This is a genomic window from Cellulophaga sp. RHA_52, assembly GCF_007827205.1.
Taxonomy (GTDB): domain Bacteria; phylum Bacteroidota; class Bacteroidia; order Flavobacteriales; family Flavobacteriaceae; genus Cellulophaga; species Cellulophaga lytica.
Genome location: NZ_VIRZ01000001.1, coordinates 2,843,877 through 2,860,690, shown reverse-complemented (window position 1 = coordinate 2,860,690; position 16,814 = coordinate 2,843,877). Strand labels below are relative to the sequence as shown.

General features: G+C 32.1%; 16 protein-coding genes. 10 read left to right on the top strand and 6 right to left on the bottom strand.

The window, feature by feature from the left end; all coding sequences use genetic code 11:
* The first annotated feature begins 8 nt into the window (after window positions 1-8).
* From JM80_RS12715 to JM80_RS12690, 6 genes are all read left to right on the top strand, one after another.
* Window positions 9-1,319, top strand: coding sequence for a DEAD/DEAH box helicase (locus JM80_RS12715; RefSeq protein ID WP_089119402.1), 1,311 nt, complete (start codon window positions 9-11; stop codon window positions 1,317-1,319).
* 2 nt (window positions 1,320-1,321) lie between these two features.
* Complete coding sequence (locus tag JM80_RS12710) at window positions 1,322-2,872, top strand: SDR family NAD(P)-dependent oxidoreductase (protein WP_144710413.1); 1,551 nt, start codon at window positions 1,322-1,324, stop codon at window positions 2,870-2,872.
* A gap of 155 nt (window positions 2,873-3,027) precedes the next feature.
* Complete coding sequence (locus tag JM80_RS12705) at window positions 3,028-3,534, top strand: peroxiredoxin-like family protein (RefSeq protein WP_013622396.1); 507 nt, start codon at window positions 3,028-3,030, stop codon at window positions 3,532-3,534.
* Between the two features lie 177 nt (window positions 3,535-3,711).
* On the top strand, window positions 3,712-3,903 hold the full coding sequence (locus JM80_RS12700; RefSeq protein ID WP_013622397.1) for a cold-shock protein: 192 nt from the start codon (window positions 3,712-3,714) through the stop codon (window positions 3,901-3,903).
* Window positions 3,904-4,043: 140 nt separating this feature from the next.
* Window positions 4,044-5,303: an NAD(P)/FAD-dependent oxidoreductase gene (locus JM80_RS12695; protein ID WP_144710411.1), complete on the top strand. Its 1,260-nt coding sequence runs from the start codon at window positions 4,044-4,046 to the stop codon at window positions 5,301-5,303.
* Window positions 5,304-5,379: 76 nt separating this feature from the next.
* On the top strand, window positions 5,380-5,829 hold the full coding sequence (locus JM80_RS12690; protein ID WP_013622399.1) for a KTSC domain-containing protein: 450 nt from the start codon (window positions 5,380-5,382) through the stop codon (window positions 5,827-5,829).
* A gap of 150 nt (window positions 5,830-5,979) precedes the next feature.
* Here JM80_RS12690 and JM80_RS12685 read toward each other — a convergent pair whose 3' ends face one another.
* The 6 genes from JM80_RS12685 to JM80_RS12660 all read right to left on the bottom strand — a co-directional run bounded on the left by JM80_RS12685 (window position 5,980) and on the right by JM80_RS12660 (window position 10,916).
* A complete protein-coding gene (locus JM80_RS12685) occupies window positions 5,980-6,789 on the bottom strand; it encodes a type 1 glutamine amidotransferase domain-containing protein (RefSeq protein ID WP_186439769.1) in 810 nt (269 codons plus the stop codon).
* 9 nt (window positions 6,790-6,798) lie between these two features.
* Complete coding sequence (locus JM80_RS12680; RefSeq protein ID WP_144710409.1) at window positions 6,799-7,956, bottom strand: iron-containing alcohol dehydrogenase; 1,158 nt, start codon at window positions 7,954-7,956, stop codon at window positions 6,799-6,801.
* Window positions 7,957-7,993: 37 nt separating this feature from the next.
* Window positions 7,994-8,992 (bottom strand): NADP-dependent oxidoreductase, encoded by a 999-nt coding sequence (locus JM80_RS12675; RefSeq protein WP_144710407.1) that lies wholly within the window; start codon window positions 8,990-8,992, stop codon window positions 7,994-7,996.
* 10 nt (window positions 8,993-9,002) lie between these two features.
* Window positions 9,003-9,635 (bottom strand): nitroreductase family protein, encoded by a 633-nt coding sequence (locus tag JM80_RS12670; protein ID WP_013622403.1) that lies wholly within the window; start codon window positions 9,633-9,635, stop codon window positions 9,003-9,005.
* 27 nt (window positions 9,636-9,662) lie between these two features.
* A complete protein-coding gene (locus JM80_RS12665) occupies window positions 9,663-10,241 on the bottom strand; it encodes a TetR/AcrR family transcriptional regulator (RefSeq protein ID WP_144710405.1) in 579 nt (192 codons plus the stop codon).
* 99 nt (window positions 10,242-10,340) lie between these two features.
* The gene (locus tag JM80_RS12660) at window positions 10,341-10,916 is read right to left on the bottom strand and encodes a pseudouridine synthase (RefSeq protein WP_144710403.1); all 576 of its coding nucleotides are present in this window, start codon (window positions 10,914-10,916) and stop codon (window positions 10,341-10,343) included.
* Window positions 10,917-11,060: 144 nt separating this feature from the next.
* Here JM80_RS12660 and JM80_RS12655 point away from each other — a divergent pair, with 144 nt between their 5' ends.
* From JM80_RS12655 to JM80_RS12645, 4 genes are all read left to right on the top strand, one after another.
* Window positions 11,061-13,184, top strand: a complete 2,124-nt coding sequence (locus tag JM80_RS12655) for a M3 family metallopeptidase (RefSeq protein ID WP_144710401.1) — start codon at window positions 11,061-11,063, stop codon at window positions 13,182-13,184.
* Between the two features lie 222 nt (window positions 13,185-13,406).
* Window positions 13,407-13,652: an AraC family ligand binding domain-containing protein gene (locus JM80_RS16605; protein ID WP_255436787.1), complete on the top strand. Its 246-nt coding sequence runs from the start codon at window positions 13,407-13,409 to the stop codon at window positions 13,650-13,652.
* 261 nt (window positions 13,653-13,913) lie between these two features.
* Window positions 13,914-14,222 (top strand): AraC family transcriptional regulator, encoded by a 309-nt coding sequence (locus JM80_RS16600; RefSeq protein ID WP_255436786.1) that lies wholly within the window; start codon window positions 13,914-13,916, stop codon window positions 14,220-14,222.
* Between the two features lie 138 nt (window positions 14,223-14,360).
* The gene (locus tag JM80_RS12645) at window positions 14,361-16,814 is read left to right on the top strand and encodes an outer membrane beta-barrel protein (RefSeq protein WP_255436785.1); all 2,454 of its coding nucleotides are present in this window, start codon (window positions 14,361-14,363) and stop codon (window positions 16,812-16,814) included.

Below are 16,814 nucleotides of genomic sequence, written 5' to 3'. Positions count from 1 at the left end.
TAAAAAGTATGGCAAATACAATAAAAAATAGGGAAGATATTTTACAAAAATTAAATATTCACCAATTAAATCCAATGCAGGAAGAGGCTCTTTCTGTAATAGAAAATACAACTAATACGGTATTATTATCGCCAACAGGAACAGGTAAAACACTTGCTTTTTTATTACCTTTAATAGATAGGTTAAATCCAGATTTAGAAGAAATACAAGCTTTAATTCTAGTACCTTCTAGAGAATTAGCTATACAAATAGAACAAGTTATTCGTTCTATGGGTTCTGGTTACAAAGTTAATGCTGTTTATGGTGGTAGGTCAATGTCTAAAGATAAAATAGAGCTAAAACATACTCCAGCAATTCTAATTGGTACACCTGGTAGAATAGCAGATCATTTTGATAATGAACGTTTTTCTACAAACTTTATTAAAACGTTGGTTTTAGATGAGTTTGACAAGTCTTTGGAAACTGGTTTTGAAGAGCAAATGAAATATATAATTGGGTTGCTTCCTAGTTTAAATAGGCGTATTTTAACCTCTGCAACACAAGGAGTTACTATTCCTAAATTTGTTAGGTTAGACAAAGCTATTACTATTAATTTTTTAAAAGAAACTACTAATAAATTAGCTGTAAAAACGGTTGTTTCTCCTAATAGAGACAAATTAAGAACCCTACTTAATTTATTAAATTATGAAGGTAATAGTCCAGGAATTATTTTTTGTAATCTTAGAGAGAGTATAAAAGGAGTTAGCAAATTTTTAGACAAAAATAATATTACGCACGGCTGTTTTCATGGAGATATGGAACAGAAAGATAGAGAACGATCTTTATTAAAATTTAGAAACGGTACTTATGATGTTATTGTAGCTACAGATTTGGCTGCTCGTGGTATAGATATTCCAGAAATGAAATATATTATTCATTATGAACTTCCTTATAAAAAAGAAGAGTTTATACACAGAAATGGTAGAACAGCACGTGTAAACTCTAAAGGTACTGCCTATGTATTAAAATGGGAAGAAGAAAACTTACCAGATTTTATAAAAAATGCTCCTGTAGCAAAAATTAATAAAACAGGAACAAGAAAACCGCCATACTGGACAACATTATTTATCTCAGGAGGAAGAAAAGATAAAATATCTAAAGGAGATATTGCTGGCCTGTTTTTTAAGCAAGGTAATATTAATAAAGATGAATTGGGGGTTATAGAGCTTAAGCAAGACTGTACTTTTGTTTCTGTACCTGCAACTATTGCACCTAAGCTTGTAAATAAATTAAACAATACAAGGCTAAAAAAGAAAAAAGTTAGAATAAGCATTATTTAAGGATGAACGATGAAACCACTGGTGCAAATAATGCATTACAACAAGAAGAAATAGATAAGTGTATTTCTGTTTTAGAACATTTAATTACTAATACAGATGAAATTTTTGAAATTTCTAAAGAGAAAAGAACCGCTTTAATTAAAGCTGCAGGTCAGCTTTCTAGACCCAATAGAGACGAGTTTTCTCGCAGAAAAAAAGATGCCAAAAAAGCGCAAAAGCGTAAACAAGATGCTAAAGACCGTAATGCTCGTAAAGAAACTGGTATACGTAGTGCTCGTGAAGCTGTAGTTTTTGTTGCTCCTAAACTGTTGCCAGAGGCAGATTTGTCTAATCAAAAAGAATTGGTGTTAGAGTCGCCAAGAAACTGTTACGTTTGTAAAGACTTGTTTACTAAGCTGCATCATTTTTATGATCAAATGTGTACTAGTTGCGCAGATTTTAACTATGCTAAACGTTTTCAAACAACAGATTTAAAAGGTCAGGTTGCAGTAATAACAGGTTCTAGATTAAAAATTGGTTACCACATAACACTAATGCTTTTACGTGCTGGTGCAACTGTTGTAGCAACAACTAGGTTTCCGGTAGATTCTGCTTTGCGTTTCTCTAAAGAAGAAGATTTTACACAATGGGGACATCGTTTAAAAATTCATGGTTTAGATTTAAGGCACATACCTAGTGTAGAGATCTTCTGTAACTTTATAGAGCAAAAATATGAGAATTTAGATATTCTTATTAATAATGCAGCGCAAACAGTGCGTAGACCAGCAGGTTTTTATACACACTTAATGGTTAATGAAGAAAAACCAATTTCTGATTTACCAAAGTATGCAGCAGATTTATTGCAAGACCACGTAGGTTGTATGCAAGAGCTTAAGGCACTAACTTCTGGAACATCACCCAATAAAAATATGCCAGTAACTTGGCATGGTCCAGAACCAGGAATAGGAATAAGAGCTTCGGCTAAATTATCGCAAATTCCGTATAGTTTTGATAATTCTTTGCAGACATCTGAAGTGTTTCCAGAGGGCGAGCTAGATGCAGATTTACAACAGGTAGATTTACGTAAAACAAATAGCTGGCGTTTAAAACTTGGGCAAATAGAAACTACAGAAATGATAGAAGTACAATTGGTAAATTCTGTGGCTCCTTTTGTGTTATGTAACCGAATTTCTGAAGTTATGAAGAAAGAAAACACAGGTAAAAAGCACATTATAAATGTTTCTGCTATGGAAGGTAAATTTCATAGATTCTTTAAGGAAGACAGACACCCACATACAAATATGGCAAAAGCAGCTTTAAATATGCTTACCCATACCGCAGCAGGCAGTTTGGCTAAAGATGGTATTTATATTAATGCTGTAGATACTGGTTGGGTTACAGATGAAGATCCTGCAGAATTATCTAAAAGAAAAGTGGAATTACATGATTTTCAGCCTCCTTTAGATATTGTAGATGGTGCAGCACGTGTAATGGATCCGTTAATAGATGGTATTAATACAGGTAAACATTGGAGTGGTAAATTTTTAAAGGATTACCGACCTATAGATTGGTAGCCTTTTAAAAAGATAGTATTATTTAAATTGAAGTTAAACTTCTGTTAGGCTTTGTTAAACACTCTTTATTGATGTTCATTTTTTGTAAATTATAACATATTGATGATTTCATCAAAAAAACAATATGTATAACAAATTTTAAAAAATAATATAGAATGATAAAACCTAGAGAAAAAGCACCAGAACTTAGTATTAAATTAGTAAATGATAGTACTTGGAAATTAAGTGAACAATCTCCTGAAAATTTTACTTTAATTCTTTTTTATAGAGGTAAACATTGTCCTGTTTGTCAAAAACAATTAGAGCAAATGCAAAAATCGCTTCCTAAGTTTACAGAACGTGGAGTAAATGTAATTGCAATAAGTTCAGATACAGAAGAAGTAGCAAAAGAAACTTATAAAGATTGGGATATTGATGATATTCCGCTTGGTTATGGTTTGTCTATTGATGAAGCAAGAAAATGGGGATTATTTATTTCTAGCGGAATAAAAAAAGAACCAGATTATTTTACAGAACCAGGGTTGTTTTTGCTATCACCAGATTCTACAGTTTATTGGGAGTCTATACAATCTATGCCATTTGGGCGTCCGGAATTTAGAGATGTTTTAGGAGGTATAGACTACATTTTAAAAGCCAATTATCCTGCAAGGGGAGAAGCATAATTTTTTTGTATAAACACCCTAAAATGGTAACACACAGCTAATTGGTAAAGTGGTATAAAAATTATGTTGCAATATTATCTTTAAGTTAACTGATTATAAAGTATTTAAATAAATTTTGGTGGTACGCTTCTTTAGTAGTACTTTTGCTATAAATTAATATATTATAAATACAATACAATGAGTAAAGGAACAGTAAAATTCTTCAACGATGAAAAAGGATTTGGTTTTATCACAGAAGAAGGTTCAGGTAAAGACATCTTTGTACACATCTCAGGTTTAGTAGACGAAATTCGTGAAGGCGATGAAGTTGAATACGAGGTTACAGAAGGTAAAAAAGGTTTAAACGCAGCAAACGTAAGAGTTTTATAACATATACTATAAGAGCTTTAAGCTAAGAGTCTATTCTAAGGAATAGACTCTTTTTTTTGCTAATTTTTAACACATAAACTAAGTAAATATCAACCTAAAAAATAAGCTTATTTTGTACCTTTATAGTACAATTTAAACTTATGGGAGATAAAAAAAAAGTAGTAGTTATAGGTGCTGGTTTTGGCGGTATAACTATAGCAAAAGCTTTTAAAAACAAAAATGTAGACGTACGTCTAATAGACCAAAACAATTACCATAATTTTCAACCTTTAATGTATCAAATAGCTACTGGAGGTCTTGAGCCAGATAGTATAGCATATCCTGTTAGGCGTATTTTTAGGGGCTATAACAATGTTACCTTTAGAATGGCAAATGTTGACTCTGTAAATGCAACAACTAAAGAGCTACAAACATCTATAGGAACAATTAAGTATGATTATTTGGTTATAGCAACAGGGAGTCAAAACAATTTCTTTAATTTTGAACCTGTAAAGAATGATTTACTTACTTTAAAGTCTATTCCAGATGCATTAAACTTAAGAAGCTACATTTTTCAAAATCTAGAAAAAGCTTTAGCTAAAAAAGATAAAGAACCCTTAGAAGAAATATTAAATATAGCTATTGTAGGTGGTGGACCAGCAGGTTTAGAATTGGCTGGTGCCCTTGCAGAAATGAAAAAGCACGTTTTACCTAAAGATTTTCCTGATTTAGACATTTCTAAAATGACTATAAATTTGTACGAAGCTTCTCCGCATCTTTTAAATGTAATGTCTAAAGATGCCTCAGAAAAAAGTTTACTGTATTTAACTAATTTAGGGGTAAATGTACATTTAAACTCCAGAGTAAGCTCATATGAGAATAATAAGTTACAAATAGGTGATAACAGTTTTTATACAGATACTGTAATTTGGACAGCTGGTGTAAAAGCAGCTCCAATAGAAGGTTTGCCAAAAGAGGCTATAATAGGAGGTAACCGCATTGCAGTTGACGCATACAACCAAGTAGTACAAACTAAAGATGTTTTTGCAATAGGTGATGTTGCTGCACATATCTCTGAAGAGGAGCCTAAAGGTTTACCAATGTTAGCTCCAGTAGCACAGCAGCAAGGTGCGCATTTGGCAAAAAATATAATGAAATTGGTAAATAATGAAAAACCAGAACCTTTTGTTTATGTAAACAAAGGAGTAATGGCTACCATAGGCCGTAAAAAAGCAGTGGTAGATTTACCTAAGTTTAAATTTCAAGGAACTTTCGCTTGGATTGTGTGGATGTTTATACATATTATGTCTTTGGTAGGTTTTAAAAATAAAATATCTGCTTTTATGGGATGGATGACTAATTATTTTACTTACGATAGGCCATTAGGATTAATTATTAGGCCATTTACAAAAAGAAAATAATATTCTATTGTAGTTTATAGATTGATAATCAATTAAAAAGATGTAATTTCGCGGCTGGTTTTAAAAAAACACCCGAATGAAACGTATAAATCAATATAAAAAGATGTTTTCTGTAGAGAATTCTATAGATCTTAAGTCGTTAAAAACTAGCTACAGAAAGTTGGTTAAAGAATGGCACCCAGATAAGTTTCAGGAAGGAGACGCAAAACGTGAAGAGGCTGAGATTAAAAGTAGAGAAATTATAGATGGCTACCATTTTTTGGTAAGCATTGCTCCAGAGACTAAGTTGGCTAATGCAGAAGAGTATAAAGCTTTGACAACTGCTTCTGGTATTTTAGACTTTCAACACAAGGGTCAGCTTTTAGAAATTACTTTTTTAGACGGTACTACTTATGAGTATTTTGGTGTTCCAAAAAAAATATACATTAAAATGATTAACTCAGACAAGATTTATCGTTTTGCAAAACGCAACATATTTGAGTCTTATATGTACCGTAAATCTAAAAAAACAATGCAAGAAGCATAGTAACTTATATGTTTAAGTTGTAGTAGCTAAATTGTTGTTTTTGTAATATATAAAGTTAAAAAAACAATTTTTATTGTGTTTGTTATACATTAAAAAGCCCGTAAACTAATTTGTTTACGGGCTTTTATATTTAGGTGTAAAATACCTTGTTTACTTATTTAATTCTGCAACTAATTTTTCTGCAACTAACTCAGACGAAGCCGGGTTTTGACCTGTAATTAAATTACCGTCTTGTATTGCATATGCAGCCCAATCTTCTTTTTTAGAGTAAATACCACCATTTTCTTTTAACATATCTTCAACTAAAAATGGTACTACATCTGTAAGTTGTACAGCTTCCTCTTCAGAATTTGTAAATCCTGTTACTTTTTTACCTTTTACTAGTGGGTTACCATCTACATCTTTAACACCTTTTAAAGCAGCAGGAGCATGACAAACAAATGCCACTGGTTTTTTCTGTGCATTAAATTTTTCAATTAATGCAATAGATTTTTCATCGTTGGCTAAATCCCATAAAGGACCGTGACCACCAGGATAAAATACAGCATCAAAATCATCTGCATTCATATCTGCTAAAACCTTAGTGTTTGCAATTTTAGCTTTTGCATCTGCATCGTTATTAAAACGCTCTGTGTCTTCTGTAGCTGCATCAGGAGAATCACTACTTGGATCTATTGGAGCAGCACCACCTTTTGGTGTAGCTATAGTAATTTCTGCGCCTTTATCTAATAAATTGTAATATGGATTAGCAAATTCCTCTACCCAAAATCCTGTTTTTTTACCAGTGTCTCCTAATTTATCGTGTGATGTTAAAACAAATAATACTTTCATTTTTTTATCTTTTTTTAATTCTATTTTTTCTTCTAAAACTTTTTCAGAAGATTGTTTTTCTTTTTTGTTATTGCAAGCTGTAACTGTTAATATAACAAGTGCAATAACTGTTGTTTTAATTAAATTCATTTTAGCAATTTAGTATGCCATTTTTACAATTTTTTCTGCATCTTCTGGCAATAATGCTTGGCGCTCACCTAATTTCCAGCCACGTTCTGTAAAACGTTTGGCTATTTCTTCTGCAGTACCTTCATAATCTTTTGTATAGTCAGATAATTTAGTATCTATACCTAATTGGTGAAAGAATGCCTCAGTTTTTTCTATGGCAGCATAAGCTTTATCGTCTGTACTACCTTCAGTAACATTCCAAACACGCTCTGCATACTGTGCTAACTTTTCCTTTTTAGCTTCAAAATTGTATTTGTAATGACTAGGTGTAACTACTGCTAATGTACGTGCGTGGTCTATACCAAACAAGGCTGTTAACTCGTGCCCCATCATATGTATTGCCCAGTCTCCAGGAACTCCTTGTTGTATTAAGCCGTTTAAAGCCATTGTACAACTCCACATAAAGTTAGATGCAGCTTCATAATTTGTTGGGTCTTCTACTACAGTAGGTGCAACCTCTACTAATGTTTGTAAAATGCTTTCTGCAAAACGATCTTGTAAAAGTCCTCCTGCTGGGTAGGTCATATACTGCTCTAAAACGTGTGTAAAAGCATCTGTAATACCGTTTGCTAATTGGCGCTTAGGAATAGATGTAATTACTTGTGGGTCTAGTATAGAAAAAGTAGGGAACAATGCTGGTCCGCCCATAGATAGTTTTTCTTTGGTTTCTTCTCTAGACACTACCAAACCAGAATTCATTTCAGAACCTGTAGCTGGTAACGTTAGTACTGTTCCAAAAGGTAAACCTTTGTTAGGGCGCTCTTTGTTTTTTAGCATTTGCCAAGGCTCTTCACCTTCATACAAAGCCGCAGCAGATAAAAATTTGGTACCATCTATTACAGAACCACCACCAACAGCTAATAAATATGTTACATTTTCCTCTTTAATAACTTCTAGTGCTTCCATAAGTACATTGTACTCAGGATTTGCAGGAATACCACCAAACTCAATCATATCTACTTTAGCTAAAGCAGTTTTTACTTGGTCATATATTCCGTTTTTTTTGATACTGCCACCACCGTAAAGCATTAAAACTTTAGCGTCTGCAGGTATTTCTGAAGTTAATTTTTCAATTGTATTTTTCCCAAAAATTATTTTAGTTGGGTTTTTGTATTCAAAATTGTTCATTTTCTTTGTGTTTTTAGGTTGATAAAAATTTTATCTCTTAGATTTTCACAATCATTTTCCCTTTGTTTTTACCATCAAACAGATCTATAAAGGCAGTAGGGATATTTTCAAACCCTTCTACAATAGTTTCTGTGTAGGTTAACTTGTCTTGTGCCAGCCAAGTTGATAATTCTTTCATTGCTTCTGGGAATTTATCGGCATAATTAGAAACAATAAAACCTTGCATTAGTGCACTATTCTTAACCAAAAATGGTTGTACACTTATACTTTTAGGCAATTCTGTGTTATTGTAAACAGATATTGCGCCACATATTATAATTCTTGCAAACTTATTAATGTTAAATAAGACAGCGTCAGATATTGGTCCGCCTACATTATCAAAATAAACATCAACTCCATTTGGCGCAGCTTCTGCAATTGCAGCAGTCATATTTTCAGTAGTATTGTAATTAATACCAGCATCAAAACCAAATTTAGATTTTAGCATTTCTACCTTTTCATCTGTACCTGCAATACCAATTACATTAAGTCCAAGAATTTTTCCTATTTGACCAACAACGCTACCAACAGCACCAGCTGCGCCAGATACAACAAGTGTTTCACCTGCTTTAGGTTTTCCAATTTCTGTTAATCCTAAATAAGCAGTTAAGCCCGTCATACCTAAAATGCCTAAATATGCACTTAACGGCGCTTTAGATTTGTCTACTTTTAAAAGGCCTTCTCCTGTAGATACTTGTTGTGTTTTCCAGTCTAACATACCAGAAACATAGTCGCCAATGGCAATTTTTTCATTTTTAGAAGCTATTACTTTTGCAATAACACCAGAATGTATAGGTTTATTTAACTCAAAAGGAGGAACATAAGATTTAGCATCGCTCATTCTTCCTCTTAAATAAGGATCTACAGAAACATAAGTGGTTTCTAATAGTATTTCGCCATCATTAATGCTAATGTCAGATTCATCCTTTACAAATTCAAAATCTGAAACTGCTGGCCTTCCAACAGGTCTGTTTTTTAATAAAATTGTCTGAATCATAATTTTGTTTTTATTCAATTACTGTTACTAAATCTTCAGTACTCTTACGTACTTTTACTAAATTTACTAACCAATCTTCATCTGCTTTTCTGTATCCTAAAGGCAATAAAACGGCACTGCGTAACCCTTTTTCTCTTAAACCTAAAATTTCATCAACAGCAGCAGGATCAAAACCTTCTAACGGAGTTGCATCTACTTTTTCATAAGCAGCAGCCATAATTGCATGTGCAAAAGCAATGTAAGCTTGTTTGGCAGCGTGGTTAAAATTTTCTTCTGCATCTCTTTGTGGGTACATATCTAACAGCATTTTTCTGTAGTTTTCCCAACCTTCGTTTTTAAAACCACGAATTTCATTTGTCAAATCGAACATATAGTTAATACGCTCTGGAGTGTATGTATCCCAAGCAGCAAAAACTAGTAGGTGAGAGCAGTCTGTTATTACAGATTGGTTCCAAGCTATTGGCTTAATTTTTTCTTTTATTTCTTGGTTTTTTACTACTAAAATTTCAAAAGGTTGTAAACCACTAGAAGTAGGAGCCAAGCGAGCAGCTTCTATAATTCTATCAATTTTATCTTCAGCTACTTTTTCGCCATTCATTGCTTTAGCAGCGTATCTCCAATTTAGTTTATCTAATAACTCCATTATAGTTTATGTTTATTAATTTGTTTTTTAAGCTTTTATACTGTTCCAAGCAGCTAAATAAGCCTCTTGTATATGTTTTTTGTTAAGGGTAATTGCTCCTCTTTTTTGTGATATTATTAAAAAAGATAAAGGAATAATTGTGTAAGCGTACATTAAATAGTCTGATAATTGGTTTAGAACACCTTCTTTTCTACCACGTTCCCAAAGATCTAATAATGTCTGAAAATGCTTTATTCCTTCTTCTCTGCTAGGTTCATCAATCATAGGTGTATTATCACACTGAGCTAAAAACATAGCTTCTTCACAATTTTTAAACTTAAAATCTGCAATTCTGTTCCAAATAATTTTAAACCCTTCTTCTACAGACATTTTTTCCTTATAGGTTTTAAAGGCATATTCTGTAAATTTTTCTTTAACCTCTATGTATGTCTTGTTCACCAAATCTTGTTTATTTTCAAAATACAAGTAAATAGTAGCAGGCGATACATTGGCCATTTTAGCAATTTTAGACATAGGTGTTGCATGAAAACCATTGTTATTAACCAACTCTATGGTTGCTTTAACAAGGGCATTACGCTTATCTATGCTTTTCTGTAATTTAGCCATAACTTTTATTTTCTGATACAAAGATATATAAAAATGAATGTTCATTCTTTTTTTTAACGATATTTAATATCATCTTAACAAAAACGTTAATTAAGAGCCTTATATGTTAATGTGTGTTACAGCACCTAGTGTAAGGTTGTCTAAAGTAATATTGTGTATGCGTACACGCACCAAACGTAGGGTAGGGAAACCAACGGCAGCAGTCATTTTACGTACTTGTCTAAATTTACCTTCGGTTATGCAAATACTAATCCAGCTATTAGGTCTGTGTCTGCCTAACCTAATTTTAGTGCTTGGTTCTGGTATATTTTTTGGAGTTTCTATGTGTTTTACAATACAAGTTTTTGTTGTGTAAGTAGTACCATTTAACCCTATTAATACTCCTTTTTCTAATTTATGTAAAGCTTCATTAGTTATTATGCCATCTAACTGTGCGTAGTATTCTTTTTCTATACCTGCTCTGTTAATTGTATCACTTAATTTGCCATCTGTAGTTAAAAGTAGTAGTCCTTCAGATTTTTCATCCAAACGACCAATGGGCATTATACCTTGTGGAAAATTATAAAATTCAGATAAAAACTTTTTTTTAACTTGATTATTGTCATTACTAGCCAACTGACTAAGTACACCATATGGTTTGTACATTTTATAATGAATATGTTGGCTATTAGGCATAAAAAAAGATGTTGTAATTGCAAAAATAGAAAGAAAAACAGAACTGCTCTACTGTTTTAAGTTCTATAAATATTAAGACAATTTTAAGAGGTTAGAGACAGGAACAAAAGTATCTTTATATCCAATTAAAAAAAACTATTATTAATGAAAAAAATATATACTGTAGCCCTTGTTACTATTTTGTTTGCCGCTTGTAAAGATGGTAAAACAAATACAGAAACAACTACCAAAAACACTATGAACACAACAGAAAACCCATTATTAGTGGCAAGTAAACTACCTTACGGAGCACCAGACTTTACGCTAATTAAAAACGAACATTTTAAGCCTGCTTTAAAGCAAGGTATTGCTGCGCAAAAAGCTGCTGTAGAGAAAATAGTAAACAATACAGAAGCTGCTACTTTTGATAATACTATTTTAGAATTAGAAAAGAGTGGAACACTATTGCAAAGTGTACAAAATATTTTTTATGGCCTTACAAGCGCACATACTAATGACGATTTGCAAGCGGTACAAGAAGAAATGGCACCTAAATTCTCTGAGTTGCAAGATGGTATTTACTTAAATGACAAATTATTTAAGCGTGTAAAAGAATTATATGTTAAAAGAGATAGCTTGGTTCTAGATCCAGAATCTTATAAATTATTAGAAACTTATTTTGAAGCGTTTGAAAAAGCAGGTGCAAACTTAAGCGCAGCTGATAAAGAAAAACTAAAAACGTACAATACTAAATTAGCTACATTAACCACTGCGTTTAATAAAACACTATTAGCAGCTAATAATGATGGAGCTTTAGTTTTTATGAATAAAGAAGATTTAGCAGGTTTAACAGAATCTCAATTAAAATCTTTAGAGAATAAAGACGGAGAGGGATGGAAAATTCCGCTACTAAATACTACGCAACAACCGTTATTGCAAAGTTTAGAAAACAGAGCTACTAGAGAAAAAATATTTATGGCTGCTTTTAACAGAGCAGATGGTACTAAAAATGATACTAAAGACATTATTACTAAGATAGCAGAACTAAGAGCTAAAAAAGGAGCTTTATTAGGCTTTAAAAATTATGCTGAGTGGAGTTTACAAGGTACTATGGCAGAAAAACCAGAAAATGTATTTACGATGTTTAATGGTTTAATACCTGCAGCTACTACTAAAGCAAAAAATGAAGCAGAAGAAATACAAAAAATGATTGCCAAAAATGGTGAAGATTTTACTTTGGCAGCTTGGGACTGGAACCGTTATGCAGAAATGGTAAAAAAAGAAAAATACGATTTAGACGAAAGTGCTATTAAACCTTATTTTGAGATTAAAACAGTTTTGGAAAAAGGTGTTTTTTATGCAGCAGAAAAATTGTATGGTATAACATTTAAAGAACGAAAAGACATTCCTACTTACCATAAAGATGTTATGGTGTATGAGCTATTTGAAGAAAATGGAGACCAGCTGGGCTTATTTTACGCAGATTATTTTGCCAGACCAAGTAAAAGGGGTGGTGCGTGGATGAGTAATTTTGTAACACAGTCTCACTTATACAATAATAAACCAGTAATATACAATGTGTGTAATTACCCAAAACCAGCAGAAGGTGATGAAGCCTTACTAACTTATGATGAAGTTAGTACTATGTTTCATGAATTTGGACACGCATTACACGGCTTTTTTGCAAACCAAGAGTACCCTTCTTTATCTGGTACTGCGGTTGCTAGAGATTTTGTAGAGTTCCCTTCTCAGTTTAACGAAAATTGGGCTTTATATCCAGATGTTTTAAAAAACTACGCACTACATTACAAAACAGGAGAGCAAATACCACAAGCTTTAATAGATAAGATTAAAAAAGCAGGTACATTTAATCAAGGTTATAGCTTAACAGAGAATTTAGCAGCTTCTAATTTAGATATGAAATGGCATACTATTAGTCCAGATTTTACAATATCTAGTGCCAGTGCTTTTGAAAAAGATGCGCTACACAATACAAAACTAGATTTAGTAAGTGCTGTGCCACCACGTTACAGATCTACTTATTTTGCTCATATTTTTGGAAGTGGTTATGCTGCCGGATATTACTCTTACTTATGGACAGAGATGTTACACCATGATGCATACAATTGGTTTGAAAACAATGGTGGTTTAACTCGTGAAAATGGGCAACGTTTTAGAGATATGGTACTATCTAGAGGCAATACTGTAGATTTAGAGGCTATGTATAAGAACTGGAGAGGTAGTGATCCTAAAATAGAACCTATGTTAAAAGCACGTGGTTTAAAATAATGTGCTTAAAAAAATATATTACTAAATATAAAGGAGCCTCGTAAGGCTCCTTTTTTATTTTTAGTGTAATAGATTTGGTATTGTTTTTAAAGTACTGTATTTGTGCTCTAAACTTAGTATTTAGCGAAATCCTTTTCGTGGTTTTAACATATTTTAAAGGTTTATTTTCTCAATTTTCAATGCCTATTTTTTACATTTACCTTAATCAACTAATCTAAAAACTTGCAAAACTCAATAAAAACATATAATAAAATTTCATCTGGGTTAGATTTAAAAATAGAACCTTTTGATAGTACCAAAAGGTATACAAAACCACATAAGCACAACAAGTATTTAGAGATTGTTTATTTTACCCAAGGTACTGGCTACCATCACATAGATTTTAAAAGTTATAAAATAGAACCTCCCGTATTTTTTTTAATAAAAAAAGACCAGGTTCATAATTGGGAAATAGATACTGAACCCTAAGGTTACGTTATAATTATTAAAGAATTATTTTTAGAAAAAACGCTAGATAAATTTATAAATACACAGTTGCACAAACTTAAAAACAGTTCTAAACTTAAAATTAAAGAGGTAAACAGCTCTTTAGAGTACTTGTTTAAAGCGATAAGTTTAGAAATGAAGCAAGATATTGTTAACCAATAAGTTGTAGTAGGTGGCTTAAAGTCTATTTTAGCTAAGTTGGTTGGCTACACAAATACAAATTTTGTTACAGATTACACAAGTTTGAGTTCTGGTTTTTTAGATTTACTATCTACTCAATTAAAAAATAATGTAGCTTTTTACGCCACCCAATTGCATACTACTTCTCAGAACTTAAATGCAATGTGCAATAAGGTTTTTGGTAAAACAGCATCAGATGTAATAGCAGAGCATATTATAAAAGAAATAAAAAGGCAGCTGCTATTTACAAACAAATCTGTAAGTGATATAGCTTATGATTTAGAGTTTAAAGATACATCACACTTTACAAAATATTTTAAACGTTATGTGTTGCAAACACCTTTGCAATTTAAAAAAGCTGCTAACACATAAATTAGACCATTATTTTGTTAATAACACCATTCTTACGCTAAAACAACTACTACTTTAGCTTTCAATAAAAATAATAGTATTATGAAAATGAAAACACTTTTTTTACTGATGTTTTTCTGTTTTATTGGGCAAAACCTTATGGCTCAAATAACCGGTAAAGTAATAGATGCAAGCACCAACCAAGCCCTAGAATATGCTACAGTTGCATTGTACAAAAAACAAGATTCTGTTTTAGTTACTGGTGTTATAACAGAGTTAGATGGTTCTTTTAAAATACCAAACATAAAAGCTGGTAGATATTATTTAGAAGCGTCTTTTTTAGGGTATACAACTAAAACTATTAGCCCTGTATTGCTATCTAAAAAAGGAGAAAAACTGAGTTTGGGAGCTATACAATTGACTTTAGGTAACCAATTAAACGAAGTTGTAGTGCAAGCAGAGCGTTTAGCGGTTGTACATAAAATAGACCGTCAGGTTTTTGATACTAAAAAATACCAAAATAGTGAAGGTGGTTCTGCAGTAGATGTTGTAAAAAACTTACCATCTGTAACTTTAAATGGTCAAGGAGAAATAAGTGTTAGAGGTAGCCAAGGTTTTTCGGTACTTGTAAACGGTAAACCAACACAAGGAGATGCTAGTGCTATTTTGGCTCAATTACCTGCAAATGCGTTAGAGTCTGTAGAACTTATTACTGCTCCGTCTTCTAAATACGACCCTGAGGGTAAAGGCGGAATTTTAAATATTATAACTAAAAAAGGAGCTATAAATGGTACCTATGCACAGCTTAATGTACGTGGTGGTTTTCCGTCTATAGAAGAATACAATACAAAAGAAGCAGCACAACGTTACGGAATAGATGCTACCTTAAACAAGCGAACAGACAAATGGAATTTTTCTTTAGGCGCTAGTTACCAACGTAATGATAAAACCGGTAGGAGAGAAGGAGATATGTACATTGTTAATGAAGCTGAAAATAAAATAACTTTTTTACCTTCTGATGGTGAGCGTAGTTTTGATGAAGTAAGTTATAACGGAAGATTTAATGTAGATTACACACCTAACAAAAATAATAGTTATTCGGTTGGTTTTTTTGCAGGAAAACATACCAAAGATAGACTGGCAGATATTGTTTATTATGACAACCACGCAATAGCACCAATAGAAAGTGACTCTAGGTTGTATACTTTTACATATTACAACCATAACCTTAGAACAAGAAAAGGTGATTTTGCATTGGGTAGTTTTGATTATGAACATAAGTTTACTAATGAGTCTAAACTAGCGGCATCTATTTTGTATGAATATACATTTTTAGGAGGACCAACGGAGAATGACAACCTTGGTTATCCAGACAATAATATTGTTTACCAGCAAGAATATAATACTAATGATAACCCGTTATATGGTACACGTTTTAATTTAGATTATACTTTTAAACCTTTTACATTTGGAACAGTTGAAACAGGTTATCAATACAGAAATTTAGACCATACAGGTGAATTTGTATACCAAAGAGATGGTGTTTTGGTACCAGAGTTTTCTAGTGATGTTAGTTTAAATAGAACTATACACTCTGGCTATGCACAATTAACAGGAGCTGATAAAAAATGGGATTATGCAGCAGGTTTACGTATAGAGTCTATGGATAGAGAATATGAAGAATCTTTAAAAAGTGAAATTTCTCCTAATAGTTATAAGTATGATTTTGTAAAGCTTTTTCCGTCTGCATCTTTACAATTTAAAATTAATGATAAAACAAAACTAAAAACAGCTTATAGTAAAAGGGTAGAGCGTACAACAACTTTTAAAATGAATAGTTTTGCAGAAAGAGAACACTCTGAAGTTTTTGAACAAGGAGACAATAAATTAGAGCCAGAGTTTATAGATTTAGTAGAAGTAGGAATAACAAAAAAGTTGAAGCAAGGAAATTCTTTTTTTGCTACAGCCTATTACAGAGGTGTAGAAAATGTAATAAATAGAGTTAATGTGCTTGCATACCAAGAAAATGGAGCTGTAATAGATACTATTATAAACCGTGTGTATTCTAATGTAGGTAAAAGCAACTCTTATGGTTTAGAAATTGGAGCTACAATAAAACCAACTAAAAACTGGACAAATTTTATTGGAGCAAATGTTTATAGTTATAAAATTAATGGTGTTTTAAACTTTAACCACAGAGATGGTGTTGCACGTACTTACGGTATAAATAGTAAGGCTACTATATACTCTGTAAATCTTAACTCTACTTACAATTTTTGGCAAAATGCAAGTGCACAGTTCTCTTTTAATTATTTATCTGATAGAAATACTGCAATGGGAGAAGACTCTAGGTTTTATTCTCCAAATCTTACGCTTAGAAAATCGTTTTTAGATAATAAATTAACAGCCACGTTACAATGGCAAAATATAGATATGGGCTTATTAAACACTAATGAGCAACGTATTACAACGTCTAGACCTGGTAAATTTTATACTACAACAAATTACAGGCATGAGGTAGATATGGTGTCATTAAATTTATCATATACATTTAATGCAACTAAAAATAAATCTAAATTTATTGATAGTGAATTTGGAAAACGAGAGTTTTAA

Bases quoted from the DNA above. Each gene is read 5' to 3' on its own strand.
- JM80_RS12680 (WP_144710409.1), bottom strand. From the start codon at position 7,956: ATGAACAATTTTGAATACAAAAACCCAACTAAAATAATTTTTGGGAAA.
- JM80_RS12645 (WP_255436785.1), top strand. From the start codon at position 14,361: ATGGCTCAAATAACCGGTAAAGTAATAGATGCAAGCACCAACCAAGCC.
- JM80_RS12690 (WP_013622399.1), top strand. From the start codon at position 5,380: ATGAAACGTATAAATCAATATAAAAAGATGTTTTCTGTAGAGAATTCT.
- JM80_RS12675 (WP_144710407.1), bottom strand. From the start codon at position 8,992: ATGATTCAGACAATTTTATTAAAAAACAGACCTGTTGGAAGGCCAGCA.
- JM80_RS12670 (WP_013622403.1), bottom strand. From the start codon at position 9,635: ATGGAGTTATTAGATAAACTAAATTGGAGATACGCTGCTAAAGCAATG.
- JM80_RS12660 (WP_144710403.1), bottom strand. From the start codon at position 10,916: ATGCCTAATAGCCAACATATTCATTATAAAATGTACAAACCATATGGT.
- JM80_RS12710 (WP_144710413.1), top strand. From the start codon at position 1,322: ATGAACGATGAAACCACTGGTGCAAATAATGCATTACAACAAGAAGAA.
- JM80_RS12685 (WP_186439769.1), bottom strand. From the start codon at position 6,789: ATGAATTTAATTAAAACAACAGTTATTGCACTTGTTATATTAACAGTT.
- JM80_RS12655 (WP_144710401.1), top strand. From the start codon at position 11,061: ATGAAAAAAATATATACTGTAGCCCTTGTTACTATTTTGTTTGCCGCT.
- JM80_RS12665 (WP_144710405.1), bottom strand. From the start codon at position 10,241: ATGGCTAAATTACAGAAAAGCATAGATAAGCGTAATGCCCTTGTTAAA.
- JM80_RS12700 (WP_013622397.1), top strand. From the start codon at position 3,712: ATGAGTAAAGGAACAGTAAAATTCTTCAACGATGAAAAAGGATTTGGT.
- JM80_RS12695 (WP_144710411.1), top strand. From the start codon at position 4,044: ATGGGAGATAAAAAAAAAGTAGTAGTTATAGGTGCTGGTTTTGGCGGT.
- JM80_RS12705 (WP_013622396.1), top strand. From the start codon at position 3,028: ATGATAAAACCTAGAGAAAAAGCACCAGAACTTAGTATTAAATTAGTA.
- JM80_RS12715 (WP_089119402.1), top strand. From the start codon at position 9: ATGGCAAATACAATAAAAAATAGGGAAGATATTTTACAAAAATTAAAT.